The sequence below is a fragment of the Actinomycetospora sp. genome (genome assembly GCF_036497585.1).
GTDB lineage: Bacteria > Actinomycetota > Actinomycetes > Mycobacteriales > Pseudonocardiaceae > Actinomycetospora.
In genome coordinates this window covers 1-18,308 of the sequence record NZ_DASXJD010000270.1, presented here as the reverse complement: position 1 = coordinate 18,308, position 18,308 = coordinate 1, and the positions used below count along the sequence as shown (strand labels likewise).

Here is an 18,308-nt window from a genome sequence, read left to right as displayed (position 1 = left end):
ACCGCCGCCGACCCGATCGACGAGTCCGCGGCGTTGATCTCCCGTCTGCTCCGCGAGGTACCACGTCCCGGCTCGGCCGGCGTCAGTCCGTTCCGGCCCGCGGTGCTCGCCGTCGTCGGCCGCCGCGCGGCGAGGCGTCCCCGGTCGCCCCGTCGGGCCCGGCCGGCGGCGTCCTCGCCTTCATGGCCGGCGTGCTGTTGACGATCGTGTCCTGCGCCCACCGCTCGCTGAACCCGGCCAGGAATCCGACCGCGACGTAGAACAGCGTGATGTCCTGCAGCGTGGCCGGCGCGATGGTGATCGCGATCAGCCCGCTCTTGAGGAATATCAGGAGGATGCCGCCGAACACGGCTCCGATGATCGGCCGGAACACGCCCACCAGGAAGGCGATCACCCGCCCGCGCTCGTAGTCGATGTTCAGGTTGTCGTTGTTGGTGACACGGACCATGACACTGATGACCGCACCGACCCCGCCGGCCGCGGCGCAGTTCCCGACCAGGCTCAGCTGGATCGTGCCGAGCGTCAGCTGTGCCGGGACCGAGAGCACCCAGATGGCCGCCGCGGCGATGGCGACCCCGACGAGCATGCCGAAGAAGTAGGCCTGGAGGGTCGCGCGGCGGGCGAGGCCCGCGGCGAACCGCTGGAGCACGGGAACGTAGGCGAGGACGTCGCGCGCGGTGACCGCGATCATCGTCTGTTGCGCGGGCGTCGGTTCGGCGTTCCGGTCCAGGTCCTGGACGCGGAACAGCGACGCGATCAGCGAGAACAGCTGCGTGAGGACGATCTCCTCGGAGCGGCCCGTGAGCACGGGCCGCCACCGGCTCTCCTCGAACCGGGTCTTCCTGACGGCGTCGTCCACGCTGGGGTTGAGCGCGCGGGCGTAGTACGCCCGGATCCGGTAGCTGTGCCGCCAGGGGAGGAGGCGACTGGCCCGGTCCGTGAGGTACACCCCGCTCTGCGACCTCACCGCGATGTACTCGTCCTGGACCGCGCCGTTCTCCTCGATGAAGTCGTTCTTGAGGAGCTGGTACTGCGTACGGTCCTTCTTCTGGTACGCCACGATCAGGTCGTGCACCGACGGCGAACCAGTGGGAGGCTCCCCGTCCGGTTCCGGGGGCTCGACGGTGAATGCGGTGCCGGGCTCGGTGGGTGGGCGGACGTGGCCGTCGCCCTCCATCGCACCCACATGACCCACGTCGGTCCCCATGGATATCCCCCACGCCGAATGCGCACCCGATTCCCCGTCCATGGTGCCCACGGCGGCCGAGAATGGCGGACCGCGCTCACTCCGACGGCCTAGGAAAAGGGCACGCTCAGCGCAGGGCCGGTGCCCGGCGCCCGGGCGGGGCGTGGGTGACCAGCTCGGCGTGGGCGCGCTCCGCCGCGTCCGCGGGGTCCTCGCGCAGGGCGTCGACGACGGCGTCGACACCGCTGGACCACGCCGTCGTCGCCGCCTTGCGCCGCACCGGTTCGGCGTCGTCGCGCAGCAGCCGCGCCAGGTGCCTCGGCGCGCGGGTGTCCTCGATGCCCAGGGCGCCGATCAGGTCCAGCGCCTCGGCCCGCACCCGCGGCAACGGGTGGGCCAGGTAGGCGCGGATCACCAGGGTCCGTCGCCGGGGCAGGGACGCGGTCTCCCAGTCCTGCAGGGCGTCCGCCGCGCCGGGCCCGGTCAGGTCGAACGGCGGGGTGGGCGCGGCCACCGCGTACGACAGGTCCCCGGGCTGCGGCTCGGCCGTCAGCTGGAGGTGGCCGTCGGTCCCGAGCGCGCCGAACCGGTCGGGCACCGAGATCGTGCCCGCGGCGAGGTCTGCGCGCTCCATCGCGTCCGCGACCCGCCGTCGGGTCGCTGCGCCCCGCCGCGCGCGTCGGGCAGTGCCCTGCCGCATCCGCTGGATCATCCAGATCAGGGCCGTCCCCACGACGAGGACGGCGATCGCGGCCCCGAGCAGGAGCAGGAATCTCGGCACGTCCCTGATCGTCCTCGACGCCCGTGATCACCGCGACCCGATGCGGATACCGACCGGTGAGGGGCTGGGCGGGGCCCTGGCCGGCGACCTGACGGTGCGGCTCGGACTCGCCCGCTGTTGGTCGGTCAGCACCCCCTGGCGCCCGGACACCGCGCTCGGCAGGTCGGCGCTCCGCCCTGCTCACCCCGGCCCGGTGCGGTAGGCAGCGGGTGTGGAGCCACGGACGACGTCGGGCAGGGTCAGCGGTCTCGAGAAGGACGGGGTGCACCGCTTCCTCGGCGTGCCCTACGCGGGCCCGCCGATCCGGTTCGCCGCACCCGGACCGGCGCCACGCTGGGACGGCGTCCGCGACGCCACGCGCCCCGGACCGAACGCGCCCCAACCCCAGCGCGGCATCCCCGGCCTCGATCTCTCCCCGATCCTCGGCCACGGCTGGCGGCGGGGGGAGGACTACCTGACCGTCGACGTCTGGACCCCGGGCGGGGCGGGCCTGCCGGTCATGGTGTTCCTGCACGGCGGCGCCTTCCTCGCCGGCGAGCCCGGAGCCCCGGTCTACGACGGCACGGCGCTCGCCCACCGCGGCGTCGTGCTGGTGTCGGTGACCTACCGGCTGGGTGCCGAGGGTTTCCTGCCCCTGCCCGGGGGCGCCACCAACGTCGGGCTGCGCGACCAGCTCGCGGCGCTGGCCTGGGTGCGGGAGAACGCGGCCGCGTTCGGCGGCGACCCCGGCACCGTCACGGTGTTCGGCGAGTCGGCGGGCGCCATGTCGATCGGGGCGCTGCTCGGCTCCCCGCTGGCGGCAGGGCTGTTCGACCGGGCGATCGTCCAGAGCGGCGGCGCGGAGGTCGTGCACAGCCTCGCCCTGCTGCAGGACTTCGCGTCCCGCTTCACCGCCGAGCTGGGCGTCGAGGACGCCGCCGCCGCCGTGCGGGAGCGTCCGATCGCCGACGCGATCACTGCGCTCGACGCCGTGTCCGTGCCGGCGCGACGCGGCGACCTGCGCGAGCCCGACGGCATCGACCCCGGCTTCGGCGTGGGCGTGCTCGCACCCGTGATCGGCGACGACGTCCTGCCCGTCGCGCCGCTCGACGCGATCGCGGCCGGGAGCGGCGCGGACGTCGACCTGCTCGCGGGCGCCAACGACGAGGAGATGAACCTCTACCTCGTGCCGACCGGCGCGCTCGAGGCCATGGGCGAGGACCAGGTCCGGGCAGCGCTCGCGGCCGTCCATCCCGACGCCGACCGGCTGCTGGCGCAGGCGAGCGGGTCCCCGGGCGAGCGGTACGCGGGCGTGGTGACCGAGCTGCTCTTCCGCGGCCCGGCCCGGCGGCTCGTCGAGGCCCACCGCGGCCGCGCCCGTCGCTACGAGTTCGGGTGGCGGTCGCCGGCCTTCGGTGGGCGGCTCGGGGCGTGCCACGGGCTCGAGCTGCCGTTCGTCTTCGACACCCTGGACGCCGCCTCCGGCCCCGACGCGCTGGCCGCGGACGACCCGCCGCGCGAGCTCTCGGCGGAGATGCAGGCCGCCTGGACCGCGTTCGCCCGCACGGGGGATCCCGGGTGGCAGGCCGACGGGACCGACTCGGTGCACCGGTTCGCGTGACCTGCTGACGCGGGCCCGGCGATCCCGTCGCCGTGCGTACAGGCCTTGCTACTCCTCGCTTTTTCGGGTTACTTTCCGCCACGACGGGGTGCACCGGCGCATACGGAGTGGATTCGATGCTGATCAAGAATCCCGCACGGCAGCTGGACTCCGGGTATCTCGACCGGACCCCGCTGTTCCAGTTCGTCCTGCTCTCGCTGCTGTTCCCCATGTGGGGCGCGGCCGCCGGGCTCAACGACATCCTGATCACGCAGTTCAAGCACGTCTTCACCCTGTCCGACGCCGCGACGGCGTTCGTCCAGTCGGCGTTCTACGGCGGCTACTTCCTGATCGCCATCCCGGCGTCGCGCATCGTGCGCCGGACGTCGTACAAGGTCGGCGTCCTGATCGGCCTGTCGGTCTACATCATCGGCTGCGGGCTGTTCTTCCCGGCCAGCATGCTCGCGACCTACGGCATGTTCCTGTTCTGCATCTTCGCCGTCGCGATCGGGCTGAGCTTCCTCGAGACCAGCGCCAATACGTACTCGTCGATGCTCGGACCGCGCCGGACCTCCACGTTGCGGTTGAACATCTCGCAGACCTTCACCCCGATCGGCAACCTGCTCGGCGTCATCCTCGGCAAGTACCTGATCTTCAGCACCGGGGACTCCATCCAGGCGCAGCTCGACGCGGCACCGACGCCGGAGGCGAAGCTCGCCCTCGGCCGCGACCTGCTGCAGAACACCCTGCTGCCCTACAAGTACATCCTCATCGTCCTCGTCTGCCTGCTCGTACTCTTCGTGCTCACCGAGTTCCCGCGGAGCAAGCCGACGGGGGAGGCCGCGGAGCGCCCGGCGGGGCTCGGCGAGACGTTGCGGGTGCTCGTCCGGATCCCGCAGTACCGCAAGGGCATCGCGGCGCAGTTCCTCTACGTCGGCCTGCAGACGGCCGTGTGGTCGTTCACGATCCGGGTGGCCCTCGAGCTCTACCCCGGCATGAACGAGCGCCAGGCGACCAATTTCATGATCGCCGGGTTCACCTGCTTCCTCGCCGGCAAGTTCGTGGCGAACGCCCTCATCGCGCGCTTCTCGGCGGCCCGGGTGCTGGTCGTCTACTGCGGGATCGGCGCGGGGTTGCTGCTGCTGGCCGCCTTCGGTCCGGCAGCGTCGACGATCTGGCTGGTGATCGCCTCCAACCTCCTCATGGGTCCGTGCTGGCCGACGATCTTCGGGCAGACCCTGGACACCATCGAGGACAAGCGCTACCAGGAGACCGGCGGCGCGATCCTGGTGATGGCCATCGTCGGCGGCGCGGTCGTCCCGGTGCTGCAGGGCGCGGTCTCGGACGCGCTCGGCTCCCTCAAGATGTCCTTCGTGGTGTCCGCGGTCTGCTTCCTCGGGATCCTGCTGTACTTCCGCAGCAACCTGCGCCACCACGTCCTCGACGAGGCGCCGACGCCGGCAATGGCGGGTCCGGGTGGGCGCGACGCCGAGCACGCCGACGACGGCGCCTGATCGGCGACCGCATGGACGGGGTCATCGTCGACGTCGAGACCGTCGACCTCCGCTTCCCCACCTCCCGCGCGCTCGACGGGTCCGACGCCATGAACGAGGCGCCGGACTACTCGGCCGCCTACGTCGTGCTGCACACCGACGTCGGGCTCGAGGGCCACGGCTTCACCTTCACGATCGGGCGGGGCAACGAGCTCGCGGTCGCCGCCGCGGCCGCGATCGGCCGCCGGGCGCGGGGCCGGTCGATCGCCGAGCTCGTCGCGGACCCGGGTGGCTTCTCCCGGTACCTGCAGGCCGACAGCCAGCTGCGCTGGCTCGGCCCGGCCAAGGGGACCATCCAGCTCGGGCTCGCCGCGGTCGTCAACGCCGCCTGGGACCTCATCGGCAAGGTCGTCGGCAAGCCGGTGTGGAAGGTGCTCGCCGACATGGATCCCCAGGAGCTCGTGGACCTCGTCGACTGGCGCTACCTGCGCGACACTCTCACCCCCGAGGCCGCCCGCGAGATGCTCGAGAAGCAGGTGCCCGGGCGCGAGGAGCGCGAGGCCCGCCTGCGCCGGGAGGGCTACCCGGCCTACACCACCAGCGCCGGCTGGCTGGGGTACGACGACGACAAGCTCGCGCGGCTGTGCCGAGAGGCCGTGGCGGCGGGCTGGGACTCGATCAAGCTGAAGGTCGGCGGGGACCTCGCCGCCGACGTGCGCCGTTGCGCGCTCGCCCGCGAGGCGATCGGTCCCGGACGCCGTCTCATGATCGACGCCAACCAGACGCTCGGGGCCGCGGACGCGGTGCGCTGGCACGAGGCGCTCGCGCCCTACGACATCTGGTGGTTCGAGGAACCGACCAGTCCCGACGACGTCCTCGCGCACGCCGCCATCGCCCGCGCCATCGCCCCCACCCGCGTGGCCACCGGCGAGCACGCGCACAACGCGGTGATGTTCAAGCAGTTCCTGGCCGCCGGCGCCATGGGCGTCTGCCAGCTGGACGCGGCACGTCCCGGTGGCGTCGACGAGGTCGTCGCGGTCCTGCTGCTCGCCGCCGCGCACGACGTGCCGGTCTGCCCGCACGCCGGGGGCGTCGGGCTCTGCGAGCTGGTCTCGCACCTGTCGATGTTCGACTACGTCGCCGTCAGCGGCTCCCGCGAGGACCGGATGATCGAGTACGTCGACCACCTGCACGAGCACTTCGCCGACCCGGTCCGATTGCAGGGCCCGGCCTACCTGCCATCGACCCGGCCGGGCTACAGCGCCGAGATCCTGCCGGCCACCCGCGAGGCCTACGCCTTCCCCCACGGCTCGGCCTGGGCGGGCTGAGGTCCTCGAGACCCGAACACCCACGCACGAGGAGGTCGACGATGACCACCGCAACGACCCCGGTCGGACGAGCGCGATGGGTACGACTCATCCCGGTCGCCGTGATCGTGTACGTGATCTCGTACATGGACCGGACCAACATCAGCTTCGCGTTCAGCGGGCTGGGTCAGGATCTCCACCTCGACAAGGCCCAGCAGGGCCTGGCCGGGGGCGTGTTCTTCCTCGGCTACCTCGTGCTGCAGATCCCGGGCGGTCACCTGGCCGAGCGCTGGAGCGCGAAGAAGTTCGTCACGATCATGATCGTCGCGTGGGGCGTCTTCGCGCTGCTCTCCGGCGTGGTGCAGTCCTTCGGTCAGCTGCTGGTGGTGCGCCTGCTGCTCGGGGTGGCCGAGGGCGGCATCTGGCCGGCGATCCTGGTGCTGATCAGCCACTGGTTCCCGCGCCGGGAGCGCGCCCGCGCCTTCGGCGTCTGGATGATGAACATCCCGATCTCCTCGATCATCACCGCGCCGTTGTCGGGCTGGATCCTCTCGTTCTCCGACTGGCGGGCGCTGTTCTTCATCCAGGGCGCGCTGCCGTTCGTGATCGCCCTGCCCCTGTGGTGGTTCCTCGTCAGCGACCGGCCGTCCCAGGCGTCGTGGGTCTCGGCGTCCGAACGGGACTGGATCGAGGGTTCCCTGGCCGAGGACGAGCGGGACGCGCCGGCCTTCGCCGGCTACGGGCAGGTGTTCCGTTCCAGCGTGGTCTGGCGCCTCGTGCTCGTGTACTTCCTGGTCCAGGTCGGGTTCTACGGGCTGACCCTGTGGTTGCCGACGCTCCTCAAGGCCACCACCGGCGGCAACAGCACGCTCGTCGGCTGGCTGACCGCGATCCCGTACGTCGTGGCCGCGGTCGCGATGTACCTCAACGCGCGGGCCGCCGACCGCAACCGTCGCTACGGGCTCCACGTACTCGTCTCGCTGGCGATCGGTGCCGTCGCGCTGGTCGCCTCGGTGGCGCTGGGCAGCCTGGCGGCGCTGTCGATCGCGCTGGTCAGCGTCGCCATGGCCGGGGCACTGGCCTACGACGGACCCTTCTGGGCCAGCGCGTCGCTCGCCGTGCCGGTGACACTCGCCGGCGGCGCCATGGGTCTGATCAACGCCCTGGGCAACCTCGGTGGGTTCGTCGGGCCCTACGTGGGGGGTTACCTCCAGGACGTGTCGGGCAGCTTCCTGTCCACCTCGATCGTGCTCGCGGTGTCGCTACTCCTCGGCGGCCTGGTCATGATCACGCTGCGGGGCCGGGCGAACCCGGGCCCGGCGGCGGTCGAGCCCGAGCCCGCGAGCGCGGCCGGGGGCTCGTCGTGAGCGGCCGCAGCTCCGCGTGGTTCGGCGCCGAGGGCCGGTCCGGGATGATCCACCGCTCCTGGATGCGCAACCAGGGCGTCACCGACGAGGTCTTCGACGGCCGCCCGGTGATCGGCATCGCGACGACGTGGTCGGAGCTGGTGCCGTGCAACGCCCACCTGCACCGCGTGGCCGAGGCGGTGAAGCGGGGGGTGTGGCAGTCCGGCGGGTTCCCGCGGGAGTTCCCGTGCACCGGGCTCGGGGAGACGCTGTTGCGGCCCACCGCGATGCTCTACCGCAACCTGCTGGCCATGGAGGCCGAGGAGCTGATGCGGGCCAACCCGCTCGACGGCCTCGTCCTGCTCTCCGGGTGCGACAAGACGACCCCCGGACTCCTCATGGCCGCGGCCAGCGTCGACCTCCCGGCCGTCGTCGTCACCGGCGGCCCGATGCTCAGCGGCCGCTACCAGGGCCGCCAGCTCGGGTCGGGCACCCAGGTGTGGCGCTTCGAGGAGGAGCTCGCCTCCGGGACGATCACTCCCGCCGAGTGCGCGGTGGCCGAGGGTGCGATGGCCCGCTCGCCAGGGCACTGCATGACGATGGGCACCGCGTCGACGATGGCGTGCCTGGCCGAGGCCCTCGGGATGCAGCTGCCCTACTCGGCGACCTGGCCCGCCGTAGACGCCCGCCGTGACCAGACCGCGCAGCGGGCGGGCCAGCGCGTCGTCGAGCTCGTCACCGACGACGTCCGGCCGTCGACGATCATGAGCCGGGAGGCGTTCGAGGACGCCGTCCGGGTCAACGCGGCCATCGGCGGCTCGACCAACGCCGTGATCCACCTCGCGGCGATCGCGGGGCGGCTCGGCGTGCCGTTCTCCCTCGACGACGTCGACGCGCTCGGCCGCGACGTGCCCACCCTGGTGGACCTGGAACCGTCGGGACGGTTCCTCATGGAGGACCTCTGCTACGCGGGCGGGCTGCCGGCGGTGATGCGCGAGATCGCCGACCTGCTCCACCTCGACCGGCCGACCGTCGCCGGCGGCGTGGTCAAGGTCGCGATCGGGGCCGCCGGCTGCTGGAACCGCGAGGTCATCCGACCCTTCGACGAGCCGCTGGCCCCCGCGGGCAGCGGGACCGCCGTGCTGCGGGGCAACCTCGCCCCCGACGGCGCGGTGATCAAGCAGTCGGCGGCGTCGCCGGAGCTGCGGCAGCACCGTGGCCGGGCGCTGGTGTTCGAGTCCCCCGAGGAGTACCGGGCGGTCAGCGACGAGCTGGACGTCGACCCGTCCACGGTGCTGGTCCTGCGCAACAACGGCCCGCGGGGATACCCGGGCATGCCCGAGGTCGCCAACGTCGGCCTGCCGCGCAAGCTGCTCGAGCGCGGGATCCGCGACATGGTCCGCGTCAGCGACGGTCGCATGTCGGGCACCGCCTACGGCACCGTCGTGCTGCACATCGCGCCCGAGGCCGCCGTCGGCGGGCCGCTCGCGCTGGTCGAGACCGGGGACGAGATCGAGCTCGACGTGCCGGGCCGCCGGCTGCACCTGCACGTCGACGACGACGAGCTGGCCGCGCGCCGCGCGCGCTGGCGCCCGCCGGCGGCCCCCGACGGTCGCGGCTGGACCCGCCTCTACACCGAGCACGTCCTGCAGGCCGACCGGGGCGCGGATCTGGACTTCCTGGTCGGGCGCAGCGGCGCCGGGGTCCCGCGCGAGTCCCACTGATGCTCCCCGGAGGAGGAACCGAGATGGATCCCGTCTTCACCGGCGTCGGCGTCGCCCTGGTGACGCTCTTCGACGCCCGCGGCGAGCTCGACGCCGACGCCTCGGCCGGGCTCGCCGCCGAGCTGGTCGAGCTCGGCGCCGAGGCGATCGTCGTCGCCGGCACCACCGGCGAGGCCGACGCGCTCGACGAGGACGAGCGGCTGCGGCTGTTCACCGCCGTCCGCGGCGCCGTCGGCGACACCGTCGTGGTCGGCGGCACCGGCGCCGCGTCGACCCACCAGGCGGCACGCCTGACCGCGCGTGCTCCCGACACCGGCGTCGACGCCGTCATCGCCCGGACCCCGCGCGGGCTCGCCGACCCGACCGGCTACTACCGCGCGCTGGCCGACGCGGCCGGCACGACGCCGGTGCTCGCCTACCACTTCCCGGCCGTCTCCCCGCCCGGCATCCCGCTGGAGACGCTGCCCTCGCTGCCCATCGCGGGCTGCAAGGACTCCTCGGGCGACGCGACCCGCCTGCTGGCGACCGTCGACTCCTACCCGGGCCCCGTCTGGACCGGCAACCCGGCGCTGCTCCACCAGGCCGGGGCCCTCGGCTGCGCGGGCGGCATCCTCGCCCTGGCCAACGTCGCCCCCGAGCTGTGCGCCGCGGCGTTCGCCGGCGACGCCGAGGCGATGCGCGCGTTCACCCCCACCCACCTGGCCTGCGAGCACGACTTCCCGCGCGGGGTCAAGCAGCTGGTCGCGAAGCGGTTCGGGACGTCGGACGTGGTGCGGATGGGGTGACGTACCTCGGAGGGTGGGTGTGTGACTCAGCGCAATCGGATACGCCGCTGGCCGTCAGGGTTTCCGGTTCTACTGCGCTGAACGGCTGAGAAGGCTTCTGCCTTGAGTCGATGACGAGCACACTTCGTGACATCGCGGGGTGCGATCGGGGGCGTTCGTGGAGATCGCGCCGCCGCGGTACACGACACGGACAGGTGGCGCGAGGTCGGGAAGCGCCGGCCCGTGGCGGCCTCGGGGGGATCGATGAGCGCTCCGGAGAAGACCGGGCAGGAGAAATCGGCGGAATCCGTTCCGGTACGGATTCCCGATCGGGGTCCCTCGGGGTGGTTCGTGCCGTTCCTCGAGGCTCGCTACACCCGGATGGCCGGCCGCGTCGAGACCTCCGATGCCGAGGTCTCGGGCAACGGAGAGGTGCACGACGGGTCGGCGGACGTCGCGCTCGCTCGGCTGGCGCGGTTCGGCGACGGCGCCTCGGCGGCGGAGACCGGCCAGTCCAGCCCGCTCGGGGCCACCAGTCGGCTGCAGCCGGGCCGGGGCGCCGAGGTCCTCGCCGATGTGCGGTCCACGTACTGGCAGGACGTCATCGAGCAGTACCGCCAACGCCAGCTCGCCGTCCGCCGGACGGGCCCGGCCCGGCTCGCCGGAGTCGCCGCCTTCGGGCGCGCCGTTCCCCCCATGCCCGGTATCCCGGGGATCAGCAACTGGGTTCCGTGTGGCCCTTCGGTCGTGCGGCGGGGTCAGCCCAGCGGTCGACCCGCGATCAGCGGGCGGGCCAGCGGGATCGCCGTCGCACCCGGGGGTCGACGGCTCTACCTCGCGACCCCGGACGGCGGGGTGTGGCGCTCCGACGACGGAGGCGACACCTGGGCCTCGACGATGGAGAACTTCGACGTCGACCCGACGACGTTCGCGACCATCAGCCTGTCGTGTGGAGCCATCGCGATCGACGAGGCCCAACCCGACCGGGTCTACGTCGGCACCGGTGAGGGTGACACCGACGCCCTCTTCTCCGTACGGGTGACCTCTGCGCTCCCGAGCTACCGCGGGGTCGGTCCGCTGCGTAGCGACGACGGCGGCGGCACGTGGGTCACCGAGTCGACCGACCCGGCGTCCCCTCCGCTGGCCGGCGAGGCGTTCTTCCAGCTCGCGGTGGACCCGGCCGACCGCGAGCGCGTCGTCGCGGCGACGACCGCCGGCCTGTACCGCCGCGAGCCCGACGGTGCCGGCGGGTTCCGGTGGGTGCGCAAGCGCAGCGGCGTGCACCCGAGCGTGGTCGTCGCCCGCTCGGGTGGGACCACCACCTTCTTCGCGGCGGCCTGGGGCGACAAGGTCTATTCCTCGTCCGACGGCGCGACCTGGACCGCGGTGGGAACAGGCTTCCCGACCAGCATCAACCGGATCGGCCTGGCCGTGCGGCGCACCAGCGCCAGCGTGGTCTACGCACTCGTCGCGAACTCGTCCAACAGCCTCCAGGGCGTTTACCGCCTCGACGGGGGAGCGGGAGCCTGGAAGGCCGTGAACGGCGCGCCCGCGGGTCTGCTCGGCACGCAGGGCGACTACGACCTCACGATCGCGGTCGACCCGAACAACGCCAACCGCATCTTCCTGGGTGGGTCGGCGGTGAACGTCAGCGACGGCGCGATCTACCGGGGCGTCGTGTCCAGCACCGGCGGCGGCACCTATTCGATGACCAGCACCTTCGTCGGCGCCGGCTCGCACCCGGACGTCCACGCCCTGGTGTACTCACCGGGCGATTCCGACACGGTGTGGTCGTGCTGCGACGGTGGCCTGTTCCGGACGGCCACGGCCACCGGTGCTGCCACCTTCGAGGCCCGCAACACCGGCCTGAGCACGATGAGCGCCAACTTCCTGGCGCTGCACCCGACCGAGCCGGCCGTGATGTTCTGCGGATTCCAGGACAACGGTACGGGCCGCTACACCGGCGAGGAGTGCTGGACCCACGTCTGGGGCGGCGACGGCGGCTACCCGGTGATCAACTGGGCCGACCCGCGTCGGGTGCTCGTCTTCGCGAACGGCCGGGTGCAGCGCGCCACCGACGGCGGGCAGGACTACCCCTCGTTCACCGACGTCACCCCCACCGGCGCCGGTTGGTTCGTCATGGCGCAGCCGCTGGTCGAGGCGCCGCCGTCGACCACCGCGTCGGACGCCGAGCTGATCGCCTACGGCGCCGGGCCCTCGATCTTCCTCAGCAGCGACTTCGCGGCATCCCCGAGCACCTGGTCCACTCTCCCCGCGGTGAGCGGCGGCTCGGCGTTCTGCATCACCTTCGCCACCCGTGACCGCTTCTTCGTGGGCACCACCGGAGGGCGGGTCTTCCGCTACGACCGCAGCGGCGGGACCTGGACGGCGAACCGCATCGACGACGCCGCCGGCGGAGCGCTCCCCATCGTCACGCTCGTCACCGACATCGCGGTCGATCCCGCGGACACCACCGGGGCGTCGATCTTCGTGGCGCTGGGTGGCAACGGCGACTACCGCCACGTCTGGCACTTCGACGGATCGTCCTGGGCAGCGCGCAGCGGACCCTCGGCCGGCGCTCTGACCAGCCTGCTCGACGTCGAGCACAACGCACTGGTGGTCGACGGCCCCACGGTGTACGTCGGGGCCGACATCGGGGTGTGGCGCTCGGGCGACGCCGGCGTCACCTGGACGCCGTTGGAGAACGGCCTGCCCGACAGCGCCGTGCTCGACCTCAAGCTGCACGCGCCCTCCCGACGGCTGGTCGCGGCGCTGCACGGGCGCGGCGTGTTCGAGCTCAAGCTCGATCCCCCGGCGCCCCCCGACGTCGAGCTCTACCTGCGGGACACCACGCTCGACCTCGGGTTCGTGCCCACCGCGGACGGCCGGGACGATCCCGCGGTATGGCCGGCCGACGTGACCCGGCACTGGGCCTCTCCCAACATCAAGGTCGACGTCCCGACCTCGGCGGGCTGGCAGACGGCCGGTACCGACCTGGACTTCTACGTCTTCACCGACAAGCTCGTCGACGGCAGTGGCGGTGTCGCCACGCTGGACCCGGCCGAGGGCACCGTCACCAACCGGGTGTACGTGGAGGTGCACAACCGGGGCGTCTCGGCCTCGGGCACGGTTCAGGTCATGCTCCTGATCGCCGATGCGTCCGCCGGTCTGCCGCCGCTGCCCGCGAGCTACACCACCTCCGTGCAGACCGGGACCCCGATCACGAGCGCCCAGTGGCGGACCGTCGGGATCGTCGACCTCCCGAACCTGCGGGTCGGGGTGCCACAGGTCGCGGAGTTCGACCTCCCCTCGACCATGCTGGCGCCGCCGGCCAGCCTCCCGGGCCACGCGCACTTCTGCGCCCTGGCCGTCGTGCACGCGAAGGACGACGTGTTCGCCGCGACCGAGACGAACGTGGACGCCCTGACCGTCGACGAACGCAAGGTGGCCCAGAAGAACCTGCACCTCGTCCAGTTCGTGGGATCGCCCCCCGGCAAGACCACCCCGGACCGGTGGGTGCGGGTCGTGCTCGCCGAGACTCCCGGCGCGTTCCGACGGGTCGCGCTGCAGCTCGACCTGCGGGGACTGGCCGGGGAGATCGGCCTGCTCGCGCCGGCGAATCTGCTCGACCCCGACGCGTTGGCGCGTTTCGAGCGCGGCGACCCGGACGAGCTCGGCCGGTGGGCGGACGCGCAGCTCCGGGACATGGCGAGGATGCTGGAGCTGAGCCGCTTCGACCATGCCCGGACCCGGCAGATGATCGAGGACGTCAAGCGGGCGAGCGCCGGGCCGTTCGTGCTCCTCCCACCGGGGGAGCTCCACAGCGTGCCGCTGCGCGATCAGCTCGGGGAGAAGACCAGGCAGCCGCTGTTCCTCCGCGTCACGGCGCCGACGGAGCCGATCGACGACGTGCGGCGAGAGCGGTTCACCGTCGCCGTGCTCGGGCGGGACTCCGACGTGCCCGGAGCCGGAAGCACCTATCAGGTCGAGTACCTGCCCCCAGTCCCGGGAGGGTCCGGATGAGACGTCGTCTCCATCAGCGGTACCGGCTCGAGGTGGTCGCCACCGTCATCGCCGCGGTCCTCGCGCTCGTCACCCTCGTCTGGGCCGACTGGATCGAGCTCCTCACCGGCCTCGACCCCGACGGCGGGAACGGCGAGCTCGAGTGGCTCCTCGCCGCCGCCTTCGCCGTCGTGGCCGTGGTGTGCGGGGTCCTCGCCCGGCGCGACCACCGACGCCTCGCCCACGGCGACTCCTGACGCAGTGCGTCCCGACGGCCCCTCGCGGGTCGGCGACGGCGCAGGAGGTGGTCGCGCACCGCGCTGCCGTAGCAACGTGTGGTCCCCGATCTCGCCACCGCCGCCCGCGAGGGCCGGACCGGTCAGACCTGCGCGACCACGGGAGCGTCGCCGGAGCCCGCAGCCTGCGCCAGCGCGGCCTGGTCCTCGGCGTGGAAGGTCTCCTCGAGGCGCTCCGGGTCGGCGTCGGTGTCGATGGAGCGCAGGTCGGCACCGCGCGCGGACTCGATGGTGCCGAGGCGCCGGTTCAACCGGTCGGCGGCGTACTCGGTCATCTCGTCGACGCCGATGCCGAACGGCGGATCCTCGTCGCCGAAGTGGGCGAATGTGTTCGCGATGACGCCGACCGCGGGCGCGAAGAGCTCCTCGAGCCGGTCGTTGACCACCGTCCACAGCTGGTCGTCGGCCGCGACGTGGCGTCGGCAGGTGAAGGTGCCCCAGGCCATGTGCCGGCGTTCGTCGTCGCCGATGAGCTTCACCAGCTGCTGCATCCCCGGGAGGATTCCGCGCGACGCGCAGACCTTGCCCCAACCGAAGTAGCCGGTGAGCGCGAGCGCGCCCTCGACCACGTGGTTGTAGGTGACCGAGGCGCGGACCTGGTTGGCCGGCGAGGGGTCGTCGTGCAGCGCGTACAGGCTCGCCGGCAGTTCCTGGGCGAAGACCTGCGTGTAGGCGTCGTTGAAGTCGACGAACTCGTGCAGGTCGTCGGTCATGCCCACCGCGTCGAACCAGCGCCGGAACGACTCGGTGTGTTTGGCCTCCTCGTAGAGGAACTGGGTCAGGTACATCTCGTCGGCGAGCCGGCCCTCGGCGGCCATCGCGCCGATGAAGGGCTGCAGGTCCTGGGTCACCGACTCCTCGCCGGCCATGAACTGCGCGGCCAGGGCCGAGGTCAGCCAGCGCTCCTGGTCGGTCATCGCGGCCAGGTCCCGTGCGTCCCGGGAGAAGTCGATGTCCGCGGGGTTCCAGTGGCGGGCGTTGCCCTTGGTGAACAGGCGCATCGGGAACGAGTCGAACGAGAGCCGGCCGGCCTCGAGGCTGGCGTAACCGGTCCGCTGCCCGTGCGCGATGCTGCGTGTGGTGCTCACTGCGCTGACTCCGTTCCTCGGCGGCGTGTGGCCGCCGCCACAGTGGCACGGGACTCCCGGCGACGGTCGCCGCGTGCCTCGTTCGGGGGCGGAAGACACCACCTCGACGGGAGCGGCCCTACGACGCCGTGACCCGGACGTCGCTCTCGTACCGGTTCGCCGGCGCCGTGGGCCGGGCGCTCCACAGGAGTGCGAACACCAGGCCGACCGCGACCACGAGGACGATCACCGGGGCGATCCACCCCGTCGTCGGGACCACGAAGATCAGCAGCAGCGAGGCGAGGGTGGCGACCGCCGCCGGGGCGGCCGAGCGGGCCGAGCCCGCGCCCCCGCGGTGCACCCACGAGAGCCCGAAGAGCTCGACCATGAGGATCTCGCAGATCAGGAAGACCCGCGCCGAGGCGATCCCGTCGGGGAGCGCGACCTTGGCGAGGACGGCGGCGACGGCGACCAGGAGGATCCCGATCCCGGAGACGGCGTAGACGACGGGGTGCCCGGTCCGTGTCGTGTCGTCGCGCTTGGCGCTCGAGCCGCGCCACCAGATGACGCAGAAGAGGCCGAGGATGACGAAGAAGGCCGCGGCACTGACGTAGTGGACGACCGGGACCCAGGCGCCGCGATCCGTCGCCCCCGCCGACGGCGAGGTGGGGAACACCGCCACCGCGGCACCCGCGACCGCCCCGAGGTTGCCGAGCAACGATTCCCACCACGAGAACTGGTAGGCCCACAGGAATGCCGCGAACGCGCACATCGAGCCGACGAACACGCTGACGGCGAACGAGTGGTAGAAGGCGTCGCTGATCGAGGGCAGGACGGTCTGGTCGTCGATCAGCGTGAGGGCCAGCACGAGCACGGAGAGGTTCAGCGCGACGAAACCGATCGTCAGCCGCAACGTCAGGTACGAGAGGATGTAGTCGCGGCGCGAGGTGTCGGGTGCGGGCCGCGATTCCGCCGCGGTCATCGTCATCCCTCGCGCCCCCGTCCACGGTCTCCGACGTGTCGGGGGCGAACCCTAGTGGGGGACGTTCCCCGGCGTCGGCGGGCGCGCCGCGCGTGCCGGGAGGATGGGCGATGTCAGGGCATGCGGGGCGGTCGTGGCTCGTGGTGGCCCTCGCGGCCGTCCTGGCGGGCTGCGGAGTCGGACCGCCCGCCACGGCCTCGCCGGTCGGCGCCGTCGGGTTCCTCGACGCGGCGGCCGCTCAGTCCCGCTTCGAGGACAGGCCGGCCACGGTGACCCTTCCTCCGACCGTGGACGGGGCGAACCTGCTGGTCGCCGTCGCGATGGGTGACGGACCCGGTCCGGGAGAGGTCGATGCCGAGGCGCAGCACACCCGGCTGCGCGACAGCGGGGGCCATCAGTGGGTCCAGCGCGAGCACCACCTCGTGTTCGGCTCGATCATCGACGTCTACACCGCCCCGGCCAACGGACGCGAGCGGGGATCGACCGTCGTCAGCGACATGACCGTCACGCACGGCGACGAGGGGCACTCGCTGTCCGTGCTCGCCTACCGCAACGGCCGCTTCCACTCCACCACCGGCCGCAACGGCACCTTCGGGATCCCGGCGCTGATGCTGGACGCGCCGGCCGGGGCCGACGTGCTCACCGCGTTCGCCGACGGCCGCTCGAACACGCCCGCCACCCCCGTCCACGGCTTCCGCCCGCTCGATGTCCTGCCGGTCGACGGCGGGCCCCGCGGCGACCGGGACCTCTACCAACTGAACCGCCTCGACCCACCCGGCTCCTGGGCCGGCGGGGCGATGCTGACCGGCAACCTCGCTCCCCAGGCCTCCGGCTACTGGGGCCTGGTCGACGTCACCATCGTCCCCGGCTCGTGAGCCCTGGTCCCGGGAGGACGACGTCCTCGACGCGCCGCACCGATTCCTTTCCCCTCCGGCCGAGGTCCACCTCGGGAGGGCGGTCCCGAAGCGGACGGTCTGGACCGCGGCCTCGGAGCCGAAGATCTTGGCGTGCACGGAGAGCTCCGCGGCGCCGGGCGACCCGCTGTCCACCGCGGCGCACGCAGCCCGGGTGAGGCCGCGGACGGCCTCGATCCGCGTCTTGACGTCGGCGAGCTGGAACCCGACGGCCTGGTGCTCGACGACCGGGACCAGGCCGCCCCGGCGGTCGGTGCGCGCGAACCGCAGGGCGACGTCGAAGGCGGCCCGCATCACCCCCGCCGCGCAGGCCCGCGAGACCCACTGCTTGTCGCCCTCGATGGTCCAGTACCCGTCGTCGCGGCGGGCGCTGGTGCGCAGCCCCAGGGCGATCCCCGTGCCCGGGTCGGCCTGGCCGAGGTCGGCGGCGCCACCGGGCTCCGAGAGGGCGAGTGAGGCGAGCGGGGTCCCGGTCGTCGCCAGGAACGGTGCGAGGAACCGCCGGCGCTGTGCCGGTGTGCCGGCCCGCAGCAGGGGGTTCAGGCCGAGCCCGGTCGAGAAGAGGTGCAGGGCCACGCTCGGGTCGCCGGCGACCAGCTCCTCGGCCAGCACGGCGGTCGCGGACGCGCCCGTCCCGTCCCCGCCGAGGACCTGCGGCACGAGCCGGCGCAGGAAGCCCGCCCCCACCATCTGCCGGTAGAAGGGGCGAGTGGCCCGGTAGCGCTCGGTCGGTGTGGGCAGGGGGTCGGTGACCTCGCGGACGTGGGCGAGGACGTCCCCGGCGAACTCGCGGGCCCGGGCGCGCAGGGCCTGCTGCTCCGTGCGGAGGGGGTCTGTCAGGGTCACGGCGAGCTCCTCGGGTTCCTC

13 protein-coding genes and 1 pseudogene are annotated in these 18,308 nt (G+C 72.7%); 9 read left to right on the top strand and 5 right to left on the bottom strand.

The genetic code is table 11. The annotated features are described in order from the left end of the window. Positions 1-82 precede the first annotated feature (82 nt). Both VGH76_RS27455 and VGH76_RS27450 read right to left on the bottom strand, forming a co-directional pair. Positions 83-1,207 carry a hypothetical protein gene (locus tag VGH76_RS27455; RefSeq protein ID WP_331559940.1) on the bottom strand — a complete coding sequence of 375 codons (1,125 nt, stop codon included), beginning with the start codon at positions 1,205-1,207 and terminating at the stop codon, positions 83-85. Between the two features lie 106 nt (positions 1,208-1,313). Next, positions 1,314-1,967: a hypothetical protein gene (locus tag VGH76_RS27450; RefSeq protein WP_331559939.1), complete on the bottom strand. Its 654-nt coding sequence runs from the start codon at positions 1,965-1,967 to the stop codon at positions 1,314-1,316. A 211-nt stretch (positions 1,968-2,178) separates the two neighbouring features. Between VGH76_RS27450 and VGH76_RS27445 the strand changes: the two genes are divergently transcribed. The 8 genes from VGH76_RS27445 to VGH76_RS27410 all read left to right on the top strand — a co-directional run bounded on the left by VGH76_RS27445 (position 2,179) and on the right by VGH76_RS27410 (position 14,439). Then, positions 2,179-3,567, top strand: coding sequence for a carboxylesterase/lipase family protein (locus VGH76_RS27445; protein WP_331559938.1), 1,389 nt, complete (start codon positions 2,179-2,181; stop codon positions 3,565-3,567). A gap of 116 nt (positions 3,568-3,683) precedes the next feature. Beyond that, a complete protein-coding gene (gene fucP, locus VGH76_RS27440) occupies positions 3,684-5,060 on the top strand; it encodes an L-fucose:H+ symporter permease (protein ID WP_331559937.1) in 1,377 nt (458 codons plus the stop codon). 11 nt (positions 5,061-5,071) lie between these two features. Then, the gene (locus VGH76_RS27435; RefSeq protein WP_331559936.1) at positions 5,072-6,367 is read left to right on the top strand and encodes an enolase C-terminal domain-like protein; all 1,296 of its coding nucleotides are present in this window, start codon (positions 5,072-5,074) and stop codon (positions 6,365-6,367) included. Positions 6,368-6,408: 41 nt separating this feature from the next. Beyond that, positions 6,409-7,713, top strand: coding sequence for an MFS transporter (locus VGH76_RS27430; protein WP_331559935.1), 1,305 nt, complete (start codon positions 6,409-6,411; stop codon positions 7,711-7,713). Further along, entirely contained in the window at positions 7,710-9,416 is a 1,707-nt protein-coding gene (locus tag VGH76_RS27425) for an IlvD/Edd family dehydratase (protein WP_331559934.1), read from the top strand. The genes VGH76_RS27430 and VGH76_RS27425 overlap by 4 nt, the downstream gene beginning before the upstream one ends. A gap of 23 nt (positions 9,417-9,439) precedes the next feature. Further along, positions 9,440-10,201, top strand: a complete 762-nt coding sequence (locus VGH76_RS27420; protein ID WP_331559933.1) for a dihydrodipicolinate synthase family protein — start codon at positions 9,440-9,442, stop codon at positions 10,199-10,201. Positions 10,202-10,531: 330 nt separating this feature from the next. Then, entirely contained in the window at positions 10,532-14,203 is a 3,672-nt protein-coding gene (locus VGH76_RS27415; protein WP_331559932.1) for a hypothetical protein, read from the top strand. Further along, entirely contained in the window at positions 14,200-14,439 is a 240-nt protein-coding gene (locus tag VGH76_RS27410) for a hypothetical protein (RefSeq protein WP_331559931.1), read from the top strand. Before VGH76_RS27415 ends, VGH76_RS27410 begins: the two co-directional genes overlap by 4 nt. 122 nt (positions 14,440-14,561) lie before the next feature. On the opposite strand, the gene VGH76_RS27405 is transcribed toward VGH76_RS27410, so the two are convergent. Both VGH76_RS27405 and VGH76_RS27400 read right to left on the bottom strand, forming a co-directional pair. After that, positions 14,562-15,566 carry a R2-like ligand-binding oxidase gene (locus VGH76_RS27405; RefSeq protein WP_331559930.1) on the bottom strand — a complete coding sequence of 335 codons (1,005 nt, stop codon included), beginning with the start codon at positions 15,564-15,566 and terminating at the stop codon, positions 14,562-14,564. A 118-nt stretch (positions 15,567-15,684) separates the two neighbouring features. After that, a complete protein-coding gene (locus tag VGH76_RS27400; protein WP_331559929.1) occupies positions 15,685-16,527 on the bottom strand; it encodes a hypothetical protein in 843 nt (280 codons plus the stop codon). Positions 16,528-16,637: 110 nt separating this feature from the next. On the opposite strand from VGH76_RS27400, the gene VGH76_RS27395 reads away from it, so the two are divergent. Further along, entirely contained in the window at positions 16,638-17,402 is a 765-nt protein-coding gene (locus VGH76_RS27395; RefSeq protein WP_331559941.1) for a hypothetical protein, read from the top strand. A gap of 102 nt (positions 17,403-17,504) precedes the next feature. Here VGH76_RS27395 and VGH76_RS27390 read toward each other — a convergent pair. Next, positions 17,505-18,287, bottom strand: a pseudogene (locus VGH76_RS27390) (acyl-CoA dehydrogenase family protein); the annotation flags it as partial. Positions 18,288-18,308: the final 21 nt, after the last annotated feature.

What these genes read in the sequence shown, in the direction of transcription:
- VGH76_RS27410 (WP_331559931.1), top strand. Translation starts at nt 14,200, where the DNA reads ATGAGACGTCGTCTCCATCAGCGGTACCGGCTCGAGGTGGTCGCCACC.
- VGH76_RS27400 (WP_331559929.1), bottom strand. Translation starts at nt 16,527, where the DNA reads ATGACCGCGGCGGAATCGCGGCCCGCACCCGACACCTCGCGCCGCGAC.
- VGH76_RS27455 (WP_331559940.1), bottom strand. Translation starts at nt 1,207, where the DNA reads ATGGGGACCGACGTGGGTCATGTGGGTGCGATGGAGGGCGACGGCCAC.
- VGH76_RS27430 (WP_331559935.1), top strand. Translation starts at nt 6,409, where the DNA reads ATGACCACCGCAACGACCCCGGTCGGACGAGCGCGATGGGTACGACTC.
- fucP (WP_331559937.1), top strand. Translation starts at nt 3,684, where the DNA reads ATGCTGATCAAGAATCCCGCACGGCAGCTGGACTCCGGGTATCTCGAC.
- VGH76_RS27395 (WP_331559941.1), top strand. Translation starts at nt 16,638, where the DNA reads ATGTCAGGGCATGCGGGGCGGTCGTGGCTCGTGGTGGCCCTCGCGGCC.
- VGH76_RS27420 (WP_331559933.1), top strand. Translation starts at nt 9,440, where the DNA reads ATGGATCCCGTCTTCACCGGCGTCGGCGTCGCCCTGGTGACGCTCTTC.
- VGH76_RS27435 (WP_331559936.1), top strand. Translation starts at nt 5,072, where the DNA reads ATGGACGGGGTCATCGTCGACGTCGAGACCGTCGACCTCCGCTTCCCC.